Annotated in this window: 13 protein-coding genes; 5 read left to right on the top strand and 8 right to left on the bottom strand. The window is 62.7% G+C overall.

Going from position 1 to position 15,233, the window contains the following annotated elements:
• Positions 1 to 231: 231 nt before the first annotated feature.
• The 3 genes from METH_RS11735 to METH_RS11725 form a co-directional block, all read right to left on the bottom strand.
• Positions 232 to 1,203, bottom strand: coding sequence for an ABC transporter permease (locus METH_RS11735; protein WP_024090694.1), 972 nt, complete (start codon positions 1,201 to 1,203; stop codon positions 232 to 234).
• A complete protein-coding gene (locus METH_RS11730) occupies positions 1,196 to 2,203 on the bottom strand; it encodes an ABC transporter permease (protein ID WP_024090693.1) in 1,008 nt (335 codons plus the stop codon). The genes METH_RS11735 and METH_RS11730 overlap by 8 nt, the downstream gene beginning before the upstream one ends.
• A gap of 149 nt (positions 2,204 to 2,352) precedes the next feature.
• The gene (locus METH_RS11725; RefSeq protein ID WP_024090692.1) at positions 2,353 to 4,053 is read right to left on the bottom strand and encodes a peptide ABC transporter substrate-binding protein; all 1,701 of its coding nucleotides are present in this window, start codon (positions 4,051 to 4,053) and stop codon (positions 2,353 to 2,355) included.
• Between the two features lie 345 nt (positions 4,054 to 4,398).
• Here METH_RS11725 and METH_RS11720 point away from each other — a divergent pair, with 345 nt between their 5' ends.
• From METH_RS11720 to METH_RS11705, 4 genes are all read left to right on the top strand, one after another.
• Complete coding sequence (locus METH_RS11720; RefSeq protein WP_024090690.1) at positions 4,399 to 6,219, top strand: ABC transporter ATP-binding protein; 1,821 nt, start codon at positions 4,399 to 4,401, stop codon at positions 6,217 to 6,219.
• Positions 6,220 to 6,222: 3 nt separating this feature from the next.
• The gene (gene argE / locus METH_RS11715; RefSeq protein ID WP_024090689.1) at positions 6,223 to 7,389 is read left to right on the top strand and encodes an acetylornithine deacetylase; all 1,167 of its coding nucleotides are present in this window, start codon (positions 6,223 to 6,225) and stop codon (positions 7,387 to 7,389) included.
• Positions 7,390 to 7,577: 188 nt separating this feature from the next.
• Entirely contained in the window at positions 7,578 to 8,744 is a 1,167-nt protein-coding gene (locus METH_RS11710; RefSeq protein ID WP_024090688.1) for a M20 aminoacylase family protein, read from the top strand.
• A 33-nt stretch (positions 8,745 to 8,777) separates the two neighbouring features.
• Entirely contained in the window at positions 8,778 to 9,941 is a 1,164-nt protein-coding gene (locus METH_RS11705; protein WP_024090687.1) for a M20 aminoacylase family protein, read from the top strand.
• 99 nt (positions 9,942 to 10,040) lie between these two features.
• Here the strand turns inward: METH_RS11705 and METH_RS11700 are convergent, their stop codons facing one another.
• The 3 genes from METH_RS11700 to moaA are packed head-to-tail and all read right to left on the bottom strand — an operon-like array spanning position 10,041 to position 13,419.
• The gene (locus METH_RS11700) at positions 10,041 to 11,099 is read right to left on the bottom strand and encodes a glycosyltransferase family 4 protein (RefSeq protein ID WP_024090686.1); all 1,059 of its coding nucleotides are present in this window, start codon (positions 11,097 to 11,099) and stop codon (positions 10,041 to 10,043) included.
• Positions 11,099 to 12,406: a 3-deoxy-D-manno-octulosonic acid transferase gene (locus METH_RS11695; protein ID WP_024090685.1), complete on the bottom strand. Its 1,308-nt coding sequence runs from the start codon at positions 12,404 to 12,406 to the stop codon at positions 11,099 to 11,101. The genes METH_RS11700 and METH_RS11695 overlap by 1 nt, the downstream gene beginning before the upstream one ends.
• A 2-nt stretch (positions 12,407 to 12,408) precedes the next feature.
• Positions 12,409 to 13,419 carry a GTP 3',8-cyclase MoaA gene (gene moaA, locus METH_RS11690; RefSeq protein ID WP_024090684.1) on the bottom strand — a complete coding sequence of 337 codons (1,011 nt, stop codon included), beginning with the start codon at positions 13,417 to 13,419 and terminating at the stop codon, positions 12,409 to 12,411.
• Between the two features lie 90 nt (positions 13,420 to 13,509).
• On the opposite strand from moaA, the gene METH_RS11685 reads away from it, so the two are divergent.
• Entirely contained in the window at positions 13,510 to 13,950 is a 441-nt protein-coding gene (locus METH_RS11685; protein ID WP_024090683.1) for a hypothetical protein, read from the top strand.
• A 48-nt stretch (positions 13,951 to 13,998) separates the two neighbouring features.
• On the opposite strand, the gene METH_RS11680 is transcribed toward METH_RS11685, so the two are convergent.
• Both METH_RS11680 and METH_RS11675 read right to left on the bottom strand, forming a co-directional pair.
• Positions 13,999 to 14,682, bottom strand: a complete 684-nt coding sequence (locus METH_RS11680; protein WP_024090682.1) for a DNA alkylation repair protein — start codon at positions 14,680 to 14,682, stop codon at positions 13,999 to 14,001.
• Positions 14,669 to 15,229 carry a pyridoxamine 5'-phosphate oxidase family protein gene (locus METH_RS11675; RefSeq protein ID WP_024090681.1) on the bottom strand — a complete coding sequence of 187 codons (561 nt, stop codon included), beginning with the start codon at positions 15,227 to 15,229 and terminating at the stop codon, positions 14,669 to 14,671. Before METH_RS11675 ends, METH_RS11680 begins: the two co-directional genes overlap by 14 nt.
• Positions 15,230 to 15,233: the final 4 nt, after the last annotated feature.

Raw genomic sequence — 15,233 nt, 5'->3', positions numbered from 1 at the left:
TGCAGTCACCAGCAGCTAAAGCGGAATTTTTTCCCGAAATGACGGTATTTCTCTGGCTAGGCAAGGCTTGGGCGTCTTGGCTTGTGACGCAAGCCGGGGAAGCTTTCCCGCTAATCGCAGCTCGGTTCAAAGGTTTGTTTTCCGGTTTCGCCTTCGGGGAAACAAATTGGCCGCCTGCAGTGCGGCGGCCAATAGTCATGTTTTTATTTGAATGTGTGCGTGTGTTGCGCCTCAGCGCCCGCGGATCCGCGGATCCAGCGCATCGCGCAGCCCGTCGCCCAGGTAGTTGACGCTCAGCACTGTCAGGGAGATCGCCATGCCGGGCCAGAACACCCGCTCGGGGTACTGCTGCAGATAGTCGGTGGCATCAAACAGCAGCCGCCCCCAGGTCGGGAAATCCGGCGGAAAACCAAGGCCGAGGAAGGACAGGGACGACTCGGTAATGATCGCGGTGGCGATGCCCAGCGTCGCCGAGACCATGATCGGCGACAGCACGTTGGGCAGGATATGCCGGGTGATCAAACCGCTGTTGGTGGTGCCGATGGAGCGGGCGGCCATCACGAACTCGCGCTCTTTCAGTGCCAGCACATCACCGCGCACAATCCGCGCGGTGGGCATCCAGCTGGTGACGCCGATCGAGGCCACGATCAGAATGAAGATCCCCTGTTCCGGCCCGAAGGCGGCGTTCAGCGGCTCGCGGAACAGCAGCATCATCACCAGCAGCAGCGGCAGCAAAGGCAGCGCCAGGAACAGATCGGTGAGGCGCATCAGCGGCCCGTCCAGGCGTTTGAAGAACCCGGCCACCACCCCGATGAAGGAGCCCAGAAACAGTGCCAGCAGCATCGCTGTCAGCCCCACGGAGACCGAGGTCGCGCCGCCGGCCATCATCCGGGCCAGCATGTCGCGGCCCAGCTGGTCGGTGCCGAAGGGATGTGCCCAGCTGGGGCCCTGGTTGCGGGCACGGATGTCGATCTGGGTGGCTTCAAGCTCCCACACAAACGGGCCCAGATAGACCGCCAGGATGATGAACAGGAACAATGCCCCGCCCATCAGCGCGCCGCGGTGCGATTTGAACTGGTCCCACACATCCTGCCACTGGCTGCGCGGCGGGCTGTGCAGCTCCTCCAGCGCTCCGGCGCCGGGCACTGCGGTCGAAGCCGGCGCCATGCCTTCGTCGGGGACAAAGCGTTCCTTGTCAGTCATAGCGGATCCTCGGGTCAAGAATGCCGTACAGCACGTCGGCGATCAGGTTGAACAGCACGATCAGCACCGCAAAGATGAAGGTCAGGGTTTGCACCATCGGCAGGTCGTTGGCCTGAATGGCGCCGATCAGCAGCTGGCCGATGCCGTTCACCTTGAACACTTGCTCGGTGATGATGGCGCCGCCGAAGATCGACGGAATCCCCAGCGCAATCACGGTGACCACCGGGATCATCGAATTGCGCAGCACATGCACCATCACCACGACATACTCGCTCAGGCCCTTGGCACGGGCCGTGCGCACGTAATCCTGGTTCAGGTTGTCCAGCATTGAGGCCCGCATGAAGCGGCTGAGCTGTGCGGTGATCTGCAGCGCCAGCACCATCACCGGCATGATCATCTGCTTCAGCTGGTAGACAAAGGCGTCCCAGCTGTCGACCACATGGGTGGTGTCATAGATCGACGGGAACCAGCCCAGCTGCACCGAGAAGATCACGATCACCAGCACGCCCGAGAAGAATGGCGGCACAGAAAAACCCACCATGGAAACAAAGGTGCCCAGCTGGTCGAACCAGCTGTACTGGCGGTAGGCGGAATAGATCCCGATCGGCAGTGCAATCACGATGGCAACGATGTAGGCGGTGCCGACAACCCACAGGGTTTGCGGCAGACGCTGGATGACGATGTCCATCACCGGCGAACGGGTCTGCCAGGAGATCACCCGCAGGTCGCCCGCGGAGAAGGAGGTTCCGATGTAATGGTCGATCAGCACCTGCGGCTCGATCCAGAAGAATTGCACGATCCATTTCCAGAACCGGATATGCATCGGCTGGCCAAGGCCAAGCGCCTCGCGCATCTTCTCTTTGACTTCGGGGGGGACGGTCAGGGGAACCTGCGCCATCGGATCGCCGGGGGCGAGCTCCAAGAGCAGGAAGATCACGAGGCTGATAAACAGCAGTGTCGGTACTGCCAGGATCAGCCGTCGGATTGTAAAGGTCAGCATCTGGTAGGCGCCTTTGCAGCTTGTATTAAGGGCAGAGCAGGCGAGGGGGGCCTCACATCCATGTCACGCGCAGGCGGTTAAATGTAACCAATGCTGAGTGGCAAGGGGCCCTGAAGTAACGTCAGGGCCCCAGGTGAGGCAAGCGCTGCTTACTTGATGCGGTACCAGTCGGCTGCGTTCCACAGTTCGCTGTCCCAGACGTTCAGGTCAACGCCGCCCAGGGTGTTGGAATGTGCCGACAGGCGGCCGCGGTGCACCAGAGGGATCATGCCGCCCTTTTCCACCATGATGTCATTCAGGCGCTTGCCGATCTCGGCCCGGGCTTCCAGGCCTGCGGTTTTGGCGAGCTCCGCGTGCAGCGCATCGAACTCCTCGTCGCAGAAGCGCGAGATGTTCTCACCCTGCCACTGGGACGCGGGGGTCGGTGCCTTGTCGCACAACCCGTTCGCCAGGTAGGACTGCGGGTCGGTGCCGTTGAAGGTGTTGGCGTACATTTCGACGTCGGCATAGAACTTCTGGAAGGTGTCGGGCGAACCCGGGTCACCGCCGAAAAACACTGAGGCGTTGAGGTTGCGCAGCTCGGATTCGATGCCGATCTGGCTCCACCATTCCTTGATCAGCGCCTGGAAATCCTGGCGCACGGCGTTGGTCGAGGTCTGGTACAGGATCTTCATCGGCTTGCCGTCGGGGGTTTCCCGTACGCCGTCGCCATTGGTGTCCTTGTAGCCGGCCTCTTCCAGCATCGCCTTGGCGCCTTCAATGTCCTGGGTGGAGCAGTCAAAGGTGTCCGAGGCAAAGGCTGCCGGCGCAGGTACCCAGTTGCAGCCGACCTTGCCCGCCTTGCCATAGCCGATTTCCACCAGCAGCGGCCGGTCGATGGCCATCGACATCGCCTTGTAGACGGCCGGGTCGTTCAGGAACGGATGGCCGCGCTTCACCGAGCGTTCATCCGGGCCCAGTTCCGGGCTGGGGTCGGTCTGGTTCAGCATGATGCGTTCCACCAGCGGGCCGAACCCTGCCACCGGAACGCCCTTGCCGGCCGCTTCCATCTGCGCAATCACTTCAGGTGCCAGCTGCAGGTTCCAGGCATAGTCAAACTCGCCGGTTTCCATCACCGCGCGGCCCGCAGCGGTTGCATCGCCGCCGCCTTTGAACAGCACTTTGGCAAAGGCCGGCTTGGCCGGGTCGCGGTAGTTCGGGTTGGCCGAAAGGGTAATCACATCGTTCGGTTTGAACTCATCCACCGCAAACGGGCCGGTGCCGATCGGGTTAAAGTTGGCCTCGGTGCATTCCGGCGCCTTGGCGCCCATGCAGTTTTCGAACTGGGCCTTCTGGATGATCGGGCTTTCTCCGCCGACAAACGGGCCATAGGGGAAGGGGGTGGGGGCGCCGAAGGTGACCTTGACGGTCAGGTCGTCGACGGCTTCGACGTTGGTTACGCCTTCGAATTTGGTGACCTGCGCACAGCCGCCTTCGGGATGCATGCAGTAGTCGGCGGTGAACTTCACGTCATTGGCGGTGAAGGGGGTGCCGTCAGACCACAGGATACCTGGCTTGATCTTCCAGGTAATCGACTGCAGGTCTTCGCTGACGCCGCCGTTTTCCAGCGTCGGGATTTCCTCGGCCAGGAACGGCACCATCTCGCCTTGCGGGTCGTAGCGGGCCAGCGGCTCGACCACCAGCGAAGCGGATTCGGTGTCCTTGGTGCCGCCGGACAGGAACGGGTTCAGGATCGACGGCGCTTGCCAGTAAATAATGTTGACCTGGCCATCCGAGCCTCGCTCTGCAAAGGCCGCGGGCGCCAGGGACACCGTGGCAACGGCACCCATCAATAGGGACTTGAGTTTCATCACACTCTCCTTGTCGGACATGTTTCATGTCTTTATTCGGCCGGGCCGGTTCGGACCCGGTATTTTGCCGCATCTCTGCGGATGTGTAGCAATCGCGCCTGCAGGCAGCCCAAAGCGTGAAAAAAAGCAATACTTCTTAACATGTTGCCGACCGGGGCGGCGCGTGACGGCCTGCAGGCAGCCACTGAAGGTATCGAAAACCACTTCCTGAAAAATTGCAAATTCCAATTTCGAAAACCCTATGCATTATTTGCATGAGCAATTTGGTGCAAAGTGGAGTTTACTCAGGATTAGGGGGCCTCGTTTTCCGGCGGGGCCCGAGAATATACTGGCAGGGGAGCCGTCATGCTGGACAATGCAATTGCATCGATCAGGAACTTACGCGTGGAGTTCCAGACCAAGGACGGCACCGTCACTGGCGTGGAAGATGTGTCCTTTGATGTGAGCCCGGGCGAAACTGTCTGTATCGTTGGCGAATCCGGGTCGGGCAAGTCTGTCTCTTCGCTGTCTTTGATGCGGCTGGTGGAATTCGGCGGCGGCGAGATTGCGGGCGGCGAACTGCTGTTTAACCGCCGTGAGGGCGGCGTGACCAACCTGGTCACCTCCGAGCAGGAGATGATGAAGCAGATCCGCGGCAATGAAATCGGCATGATCTTTCAGGAGCCGATGACTGCGCTGAACCCGGTGTTCACAGTGGGCCGCCAGCTGACCGAGGGCCTGCGGATCCACAAGAACATGTCCAAAGCTCAGGCCGAGGAACGCGCGTTGGAGCTTTTGCGCCAGGTCCGCATTCCCGAACCGGAGCGGCGCTTGCAGCAATATCCGCACGAACTGTCCGGCGGCATGCGCCAGCGGGTGGTGATCGCCATGGCGATGGCCTGCGAGCCGCGTTTGCTGATCGCGGATGAGCCGACCACCGCACTGGATGTAACCATTCAGGCAGAGATCCTGGCGCTGATGGACCGGCTGAAGCGCGAGACCGGCACGGCGGTTATGTTCATCACCCACGACATGGCCGTTGTGGCGCAGATGGCTGACCGTGTCGTCGTCATGTTCCGCGGCAACAAGGTTGAGGAAGGCAGCGTCGAGGAGATTTTCGAGAACCCCAAGCATGACTATACCAAGGCGCTGCTGGCCGCAGTTCCGAAACTGGGGGAAATGCGCGGCAAGCAATACCCCGAGCCGATGAAGCTTTTGGGTGTCGAGAACCAGAAGATCGAACCGATCAAGGGCACGGATGAGGTGCTGCTGGAAGTGCAGAACCTGACCACCCGCTTTCCGGTCAAGGGCGGCCTGTTGCGCCGCACCCTCTCCAATGTCCACGCGGTCGAGGATGTGTCCTTCAAGGTATTCAAGGGCCAGACCCTGTCGCTGGTGGGCGAATCCGGTTGCGGCAAATCCACTGCCGGCCGTTCGATCCTGCGGCTGGTGGAACCGAATTCGGGCAAAGTGGAATTTGAGGGCCGAGACGTGCTGAGCTTCAGTGCATCGCAAATGCACAAAGCGCGCCTGGACATGCAGATGATCTTCCAGGATCCTTTTGCCTCTCTGAACCCGCAAATGCAGCTGCTGGATCAGGTGGCGGAACCGCTGCGCAACTACGGGCTCGCCTCCGGCAGTGAACTGCAGGACCGCGTTGCCGGCCTGTTCGACCGGGTCCACCTGCCGCGCAGTTTCATGCGCCGTTACCCGCATGAGATGTCCGGCGGCCAGCGCCAGCGGATCGCCATCGCCCGCGCGCTGGCCCTGAACCCCAAGCTGATCGTCGCGGACGAGGCGGTCTCGGCTCTGGATGTGTCAGTGCAGGCGCAAGTGCTGAACCTGATGATGGAGCTGCAGGCGGAACTGGGCCTGTCGTTCCTGTTCATCAGTCATGACATGGCGGTGGTGGAGCGCGTCTCGCATCAGGTCGGTGTCATGTACCTGGGCCGTATCGTTGAACTCGGCCCGCGCGAACGGGTTTTCGAGAACCCGCTGCACGCCTATACTCAGGCCTTGATGAAGGCGGTGCCGATCGCCGACCCGCGCCAGCGCAAGTCGGAGAAGGAACTGAACTTCAAGCCGATCCCCTCGCCGATCCATGAAGTCGGCTACCAGCCTGCGCCGTCGGAGTATCTGGAGTTGGAGCCCGGCCATTTCGTTCTGACCACTGACAGCGGATACTGAGACATGGCTGCCAAATTGACCCCTTTGGAAATCATGCACAGGCTGGTTTCCTTTCCGACCGTAAGCCGGGACACCAATTTGCCACTGGTGGACTGGGTGCAGGAATACCTGTCCTCGCATGGCATCGAAAGCCACCGCTGGGCAGACCCGCAGCAGCCGCATAAGGCCGCCGTCTTTGCCCATGCCGGGCCTTGGGACGAGGGCGCCGTGGTGCTGTCGGGACATACCGATGTGGTGCCGGTGGACGGTCAGCCCTGGGACAGCGATCCCTTTACCGTGGTCGAGAAAGACGGCAAATACTACGGCCGCGGCACCTGCGACATGAAGGGCTACGATGCGCTGGCCATCTGGGCCCTGGTCGAGGCGCACAGCCAGGGTGTCAACCGCCCGCTGCAACTGGCGCTGAGTTTTGACGAGGAGATCGGCTGCACCGGGGCCCCGCCGATGATTGCAGCGATGCAGCCTGTGCTGCCGAAGGGCTCGGCGGTGATTGTCGGGGAGCCCTCGATGATGAAGGCAGTGACCGGCCACAAGGGCGGCACCGGCTATGCCACCCACCTGGTGGGGTTCGAAGTGCATTCCTCGCTCATGCACACCGGCGTCAGCGCCATCATGCAGGGGGCCCGGCTGATCGACTGGGCGAACCGGATGAACGCCGAGAACATGGCCAAGGAACCGGGCGAGGTACAGGCGATGTTCACCCCGCCCTGGACCACCTGCCACGTTGGCATGATCGAGGGCGGCACGGCCCATAACATCACCGCCAAGGACTGCCGCTTCATGATGGATTTCCGGGTGGTGCCGGGCGAAAACGCCGCCGATTGGGAAGCGGCCTATTTGCAGAAGGTCCGCGGAGTGGAAGCTGAAATGCAGGCGATCCACCCGGAGGCGCGCATTGATGTGTCCAAGCAGTTCGACGTTCCCGGGCTGGTGCCGGAACAGGACGGTGCGGCGGAGGCTCTGGTGCGGCTGCTGACAGGTGACAACGGCTCCCATGTGGTCAGCTATGGCACCGAGGCGGGGCAGTTCCAGCAGGCGGGGTATTCCGCAGTGATCTGCGGCCCTGGCGACATTGCCCAGGCGCATCAGCCGAATGAATACATCACCGTGGCCCAGTTCAACGCCGGGCATGCGTTCATGCGCGGGCTGGTGGAAAAGCTGCGCGCGTAAACCCCGCACCTTGAATCCGTGCCTTTTGTGCTCAGATTGATGCCATGGGGTGTATCGGCGGTGGAGGCCGGGCGCATCTGTTCCGGCAGGTTCCGCCACGTCGCCGCAGCCCCGGATACTTGCGAAGCTAAGTTTTTTCGCGGACAGTCTGCCGCAACGGAAGCTGAAACATAAAGGGGGAGGGGAATATGCCGGCCAAGAACCGCTTTGCCGAGATGCACCAGGAGATCACGGCCTGGCGCCATCACCTGCATGAGAACCCCGAACTGATGTATGAGGTGCATGAAACCGCCGCCTTTGTGGTGGCGCGGCTCAAGGAGTTCGGGATCACCGATATCACCACCGGCGTCGGTCAGACCGGCGTGGTGGCGGTGATCGAGGGCAAGACCAGCACCTCCGGCCGGGCAATCGGATTGCGGGCCGACATGGATGCGCTGCCGATCCCCGAGGCCTCGGGCGTGGATTATGCGTCAAAAACACCGGGTGTGATGCACGCCTGCGGCCACGACGGCCACACCTCGATGCTGCTGGGGGCAGCTAAATACCTTGCGGAGACTAGGAATTTCGACGGCAAGGCGGTGCTGATCTTCCAGCCGGCCGAAGAGGGCGGCGCAGGCGGCAAGGCGATGTGCGACGACGGGCTGATGGACCGCTGGGGCATTCAGGAGGTCTATGGCCTGCACAATATGCCGGGCCTGCCGGTGGGCGAATTCGCCATCCGTCCCGGTGCTTTGATGGCCTCGTCGGATGAGTTCAATATCAAGGTCACCGGCAAGGGCGGCCACGCCGCCGCCCCCCATGATGCCATCGACACCACCCTGGTGGCGTCGCAAATCGTGGTCTCTCTGCATTCCATCGTGTCGCGCAATGTCGACCCGGTGAAACGGGTGGTGCTGACCGTGGGAACCTTTGAAACCGACAGCACGGCATCAAACGTCATTGCCCATACCGCCAAGCTGCAGGGGACTGTCCGCACGCTGGACCCCGAATGCCGGACCCAGGCCGAAAGCTGGGTGCGCCGTGTTGCGATAGACACGGCCTCCGCTTTTGGTGCCAAGGCGGAGGTGGAGTGGAACCCGGGTTATCCGGTGACCATTAACGACGAAGACGGCACCGCGCACGCAGTGGAGGCGGCACGGGCGGTGGCGGCCACGGTCAACACCGAAACCCCGCCGATCATGCCGTCCGAGGATTTCGCCTATATGCTCGAGGAGCGCCCGGGCGCCTATATCTTCCTTGGCAACGGCGACACCCAGATGTGCCACCACCCGGCTTATGTCTTTGACGACGATGCGATCCCGCTGGGATGCAGCTGGTTTGCCGAGCTGGTGGAACGAAGAATGCCCGCGGCCTGAGGCGGCGGGGAAAGACAACCAAAGGAGTGAAAGATGCCGGTCAAGAACCGCTTTGCCGAATTGCAGAATGAAATCACCGCCTGGCGCCGGGATATCCACGAAAACCCCGAAATCCTGTTCGACACCCACCGCACCAGCGCGCTGGTCGCTGAAAAACTGCAGGAATTCGGCTGCGACGAGGTGGTGACCGGCATCGGCCGCACCGGTGTGGTTGGCGTCATCAAGGGCAAGGCGGACAGCTCCGGCAAGGTGATTGGCCTGCGCGCCGACATGGACGCGCTGCCGATCCACGAACAGACCGGGCTGGACTATGCTTCCAAAACCCCCGGCGCGATGCATGCCTGCGGCCATGACGGCCACACCGCGATGCTTCTGGGCGCGGCGAAATACCTGTCGGAAACCCGCAATTTCGACGGCACTGTGGTGGTGATCTTCCAGCCTGCAGAAGAAGGAGGCGGCGGCGCCAAGGTGATGTGCGACGATGGTCTGATGGACCGCTGGGGCGTGCAGGAGGTTTACGGCCTGCACAACTGGCCGGGCCAGCCGCTCGGGTCCTTTGCCATCCGCCCCGGATCGTTTTTTGCAGCAACCGACCAGTTTGACATCACGTTTGAAGGCCGCGGCGGCCATGCTGCCAAGCCGCATGAGACCGTGGACACCACTGTTCTGGCAGCGCAGGCGGTGCTGGCGCTGCAGACCATCGCCTCGCGCAATGCCGACCCGGTGCATCAGATCGTGGTCTCGGTGACCTCGTTTGAGACCTCCTCGAAAGCGTTCAACGTGATCCCGCAGAAGGTGCAGATCAAAGGCACCGTGCGCACCATGTCCAAGGAAATCCGCGATCTGGCGGAAAAGCGGATCAAAGAGGTTTGCAACGGCATCGCCGCGACCTTCGGCGGCACCGCGGATGTCACCTATCACCGCGGCTATCCGGTGATGGTGAACCATGAGGAGCAGACTGAGTTCGCGGCGCAGGTGGCGGCCAGCGTCTCTGGCGGCTGCGCGGACGCGCCGCTGGTGATGGGCGGCGAAGATTTCGCCTTTATGCTGGAGGAGCGCCCTGGCGCCTATATCCTGATGGGCAACGGCGACACCGCGATGGTGCATCACCCGGAGTACAACTTCAATGACGACGCGATTCCGGCGGGCTGCAGCTGGTGGGCGGAAATTGTCGAACAGCGGATGCCTGCTGCTTAACTGAGACACCGGGAGGGGGCTGTCTGCCCCCTCTTGAGCGTTCAGCTCAATTCACCCCCGAGAGTATTTGCGACCAGAAATAAACGGGGGAGGGCTGCCTTAATGTTCCAGCAATTCGCGATAGATGGCGACCAGTGCGTCGGCCTCCTTCTCCAATGCGAAATTGGTTATGGCGTGTTTGCGTGCCGCCGCTGACCATTGTTGCAGCCGCCCTTCGGCGGACAGGATCCCGTCGATCGCCTCGACCATCTGCCCGGTGTCGCCGGGATCGATCAGCTGGCCTGTCTCACCCGGCGCAATCAGTTCCTCGAAGGCGCCAACACGGGTGGCCACGGCGGGCACGCCGCAGGACATCGCCTCCAGCGGGGTAAGGCCAAAGCCCTCCCAGCGCTGCGGCGCCACGTAGAGATCCAGCGCCTGATACCAGCGGGAAACCTCCCACACCGGCACCTCGGGCGGGAACAGCAGCCGGTCTGACAGGCCTGCGGCATCCACCTTGGCGCGCAGCTCCTTTTCAAATGCCGCATGTTTTTCGGTGGCGCGGCCCATCACCAGGGCGACGGCCTGAGGGTGTGTCTTCAGCACCTCCAGCATGGCGCCGACAAATACGTCGGTGCCCTTCTGCGCCCGGATCCGGCCATAGCATCCGATCAGGACGGCATCCTCCGGCAGGCCCAGTTCACGGCGCAGTGCGGCTTTGTCTGCGGGCTGACAGAACTCTTCGGTATTGATCCCGTGGTGCACCACCTGAACCGGTTTATCCAGGTAAGCGGCCCCCTTGGCTGAGGTGGCGATCACCCGGTCCATCTGCGAAATCAGCCATTTGGTATAGCCTGAGTGATGCCGCTGGGAGGCAGAGGTGAACAGCAGTTTCAGCCGCTTGCCCAATAGGTATTTCAATGCCAGCCCGCCCAGCATTTCGACATTGCGGCGGGCGTGCCAGACGCGGGCGCCGGCCGGGCCGTTGCGGTTCATGAAGATGAGCTGGGCTGCCGACAGATGCGGCATCTCCCCCGGCAGGCCGGCGCCTGCGGTGGCAATGGCGATCTGCCGGCGCTGCAAAGGCACCAGCCGCACGATCGTCGAGGTCACTCCGGACAGGCGGCGCTTGAAATTCGGGGCGATGACTTCGATTGTGTTGGCGTCAATCTGTGCCATCATGGCCTCCTGGCGGGCAGAAGCGCCAGCAGGGCGTCCACCGTCTTGTCCAATTGATCCGACTGGCGGGAGATGAACTGCCCTGCGGCATCGCGTGCGGCCTGGAATGTTTCCGGCTGTTCCAGCCACTGGGCGACCTGATCCGCCAGGTCCGCAGCGGATCGCACCTCAGCGGCGGCACCCGCTGCGGTCAGCTCGGCATAGGTTTCGGCGAAATTGTAGTGGCCCGTGCCAGTGATCACCGCAGCGCCTGCCTGCATCGGTTCAAACGGATTGTGGCCGCCGATTTCGCGCAAGGAACCGCCCAGAAACACCAGGGGGCAGAGCGCATACCATGTGCCAACCTCGCCGAGCGTGTCGGCCAGATACACCTGCGTCGCGGTCCCGGGCATCACGCCCTTGCTGCGGCGCGCGCAACTGAGGCCAGCGTCTTTCACCAGAGTTTCTACCGTGCTGCCGCGCTCCGGATGGCGGGGGGCCAGCAGCAGGCACAGGTCCGGATGCTGTTTCAACAGCAGTTTATGCGCCTGCAGCACGATCTCTTCCTCGCCCTCATGGGTGGAGGAGGCTACCCATACCGGGCGAGCGCCGATGTTGCCACGCACTTTGCCAAGGCTGTCCGGATCAACCGGCAGCGGGGCAGAGGCGGCCTTGAGGTTGCTGCCGGGGCGGATGCGGCCCGCGGCCGCGCCCATCGCCTGCAGGTTCGCAGCTGTTTTTTGGTTCTGGGTCACCAGCAGGTCGAATTGGTCCAGGATGTAGCGCGCCGTTTCGGGGCGTTTCTTCCAGCCCTCGACCGAGCGGTCTGACAGCCGCGCATTCAGCAGCACCAGCGGACAGCCTCCCTTACGCGCCCGCACCAGCATCTGCGGCCACAGCTCGCTTTCGACAAATACCCCCAGATCGGGGCGCCAGTGCGCCAGGAACCGGTCCACTGCGGCCGCGGTGTCCAGCGGCGGAAACTGGTGGCGGCAGCGCGGCGGCATCCGTTTGGCGATCAATTCCGCCGACGTCGGGGTGCCGGAAGTGATCAGAAACTCCGCCTCCGGCGCCTGTTCGCCCATGCGTTTGATGAGAGTGAGCACCGACAGGCTCTCGCCGACCGAGGCGGCATGGAACCAGATCAGCCGCCCGGAGGGGCGGGGCAGGGAGGCATGGCCCAGACGCTCGCGTACGCGCTTTTCGGGCAAGCCGTAATTGCGCAGCTTGGCCGCGACCTTGCGCCAGGCAAAGGGCGCGATCAACGCGCTGGCGCCGCAATAAAGCGAGTAGAGCAGCGTCGGCCGCGCAGGCGTGTCACTGGACATGTTCAGCCGCCGGTGTGGCTCATATGGCGGGATATCTGGCCGCCGGCCTCCTGCCGGGAATAATCAAAATCATGTCCGCGGGGCTTGTCTCCGATGGCGGCACGTATCGCAGCTTCCAGGATGCCGGTGCCTTCTTCATTTGCGCGCAGCGGCGCGCGCAGGTCGGCTTTGCCTTCCTGACCGAGGCAGGTGTAGATCTCACCGGTGCAGGTCACGCGCACCCGGTTGCAGCTTTCGCAGAAATTATGGGAGAGCGGCGTGATAAAGCCGATTTTCTGGCCGGTTTCCTCCAGCCGCACATAGCGGGCCGGACCGCCGGTGCGTTCGGCCAGATCGGTGACAGTGTAGTGGTTCTCGTACTCCGCGCGCACGTCTTCCAGCGACCAGTACTGGCCGATGCGCTCCATGGCGCCGATATCCTCACCCATCGGCATGACTTCGATCCAAGTGAGGTCCAGCCCGCGCTCAGAGCACCAGCGGGTGATGGAGGGCAGTTCTTTTTCGTTGAACCCCTTCAGCGCCACGGCGTTGATCTTGACCTTGAGGCCAGCCTTTTGGGCGGCGTCAATCCCCTTCAGCACCTGCGGCAGGCGGCCCCAGCGGGTGACATCGGCAAATTTCTGTTCGTCCAGCGTGTCGAGCGAGATATTCACCCGGCGCACCCCCGCAGCATAAAGGTCATCGGCGTATTTCACCAGCTGCGAGCCATTGGTGGTCAGCGTCAGCTCCTTCAAGGCGCCGGTGTCCAGATGGCGGCTCATCGCGTCAAAGAACGTCATGATGCCACGGCGCACCAGCGGCTCGCCGCCGGTGATGCGCAGCTTTTGCACGCCGAGCCGGATGAAGGTGGAGCACAGCCGGTCCAGCTCCTCCAGCGTCAGCAAATCCTTTTTGGGCAGAAAGGTCATGTTCTCCGACATGCAATAGACGCAACGGAAGTCGCAGCGGTCGGTGACCGAGACACGCAGGTAAGTGATTGCGCGGGCGAAGGGATCGATAAGCGGAGCTGTCATGCTTCTTAGGTAAAGCGGGGCAGCGCCCGCGGCAAGGGGGGACGGCATTTGTGTCTGGCAAAGAGTTTCGCTGAAAGCTAGGCTCGCCCTATGCGTATGACAGTCATTTCCCTTGCTTCGATTTCCCTGCTGGCGGCCTGCGACGGTATCCAGCTCAATTCCTCCATTCTTGGCGGCCAGGGGGCGCCGGCCTCGTCAGAGCCGCTGGACCCGGTGCTGCAGCCTGCCCCCGGCGTCGATGCGGTGGAGGCGGACCCGGGTTTGCCCGCCGCGCCGTCATTCCGCGGATCCGCGACCACGGTGGCGTCGCTGGGCGACCCGTCGCTGCCGGGGCTGTGGATGGAAACACCGTTGGTGGCAGCTGAACAGCAGGCCCTGGTGCGCACCAGCCGCAACACCCAGGTGGTGCTGACGCTGAAACCGGCATCCGGCGCGGCGACCGGCGGCAGCCGCCTGTCGATTGGCGCCATGCGCGCCTTGAACCTGCCGCTGACCGAACTGGCCGAAGTGCAGGTGCTGCCCGCCGGCTGAATTTTGTTAAGAGCGGAAAGGCGCCCGCCTCGTTGCCGCGGGGCGCGCCTAATCGTCCTTCAGGTATTTCGCCGCTTCCTTCCGGGCGAAGGGTTTCATGGCTGCTCCATGTTCCGCCAGAAATGCGCGGGTGCGCTCGGCGTCATGCTTGCTGAGGTCGCGCAGCCACCAGCCGATGGCCTTTTGGATAAACCAGTTCCGGTCCGGCACATAAAAGGCCGCCCAGCCCAGGATGCGTTCACGGTGCTGATGATCCGCGGGCTTCAGGTTGTTCATCTTGGCCCAGGGCAGGGTGGCCACAAGGGCCGCGCGGCGGGACCACATGTGGTCCGACCGGGTCCAGGCTTCGACAGTGTCCAGCCGTTCCGGTGCAGCTTGCAGACGTTTTGAAATGGCGGAGCAGGCGTGATCGGCAATGGCCCAGCTGTCAAATCCGGGCACCCATGCCTGCAGCAGCTCCCAAACGGGCGCATCCTCTTTGATCCGCGCCTGGGTCAGCAGTTTGGCAGCGGCGATGCGGGCTTCGAAGATATCCGACTCCCACAGTGCGCGTGCCAGATTAACCCGTTCTTCGAGCGAGAGTGCCTGCCGCCAAGTCCTGGTCAGGTCATTGGCAGCCGGGTTGGGCACGCCCAGAACTGCGCGGCTTTGCTTGTGATAGGCGGCCATCTGCTCGGCGCGGCCGGGTTCTGCCTGCGCTTTCAAACTGGCAAGAGCGTCATCCAGCGTCATCAATATCTCCGAAAATGTTGGTCGGCTGCCCGTCAATAGTGGTCAGGTTGCGCTCCGCCCAGAATGTGTGCAGCCCGTCCCGGCCCAGCGGTTCGGTCACCCTGTCCAATGTGTCCCGTTCGCCGGCGTAATCGAGGAACGGCACCGCGTAGCCGCAGGACGTCTGAATCATTTCCACGCTCAGGTCGTAGATTTGACGCGGGCCCGGATTGGCAGGGAACAGCGCATTGAGGTCCGCAAATTCCGGGTCGCGGGGATGCAGGGTGCGGGCCGAGCCATAGGCCCGCAGGATAAGCGGCCGCGTCGCGAAGCTGCACCACATCAGCGTCATCCGGTTCATCTGGCGCAGATGCCCCGCAGTCTCGTTGCCGCTGCCGGTGAGATTGCGCCAAACGATCCGGTTCGGGTCCATCACCCGCAGGCTGTCCATGCCCTTGGGCGAGATGTTCACCCGGCCTTCCGCCGCGGCGGTTCCCGCAAAGAAGATATGCTGCGCAGCGATGAAACGCGCGTGATCCTCATTGATCCGGTTAAACTGCTTGGCCACCGGG

This window comes from Leisingera methylohalidivorans DSM 14336 (assembly GCF_000511355.1).
Lineage (GTDB): Bacteria > Pseudomonadota > Alphaproteobacteria > Rhodobacterales > Rhodobacteraceae > Leisingera > Leisingera methylohalidivorans.
Note: the sequence above shows the minus strand (reverse complement) of the source record. Positions and strands in the feature narration are given on the sequence as shown.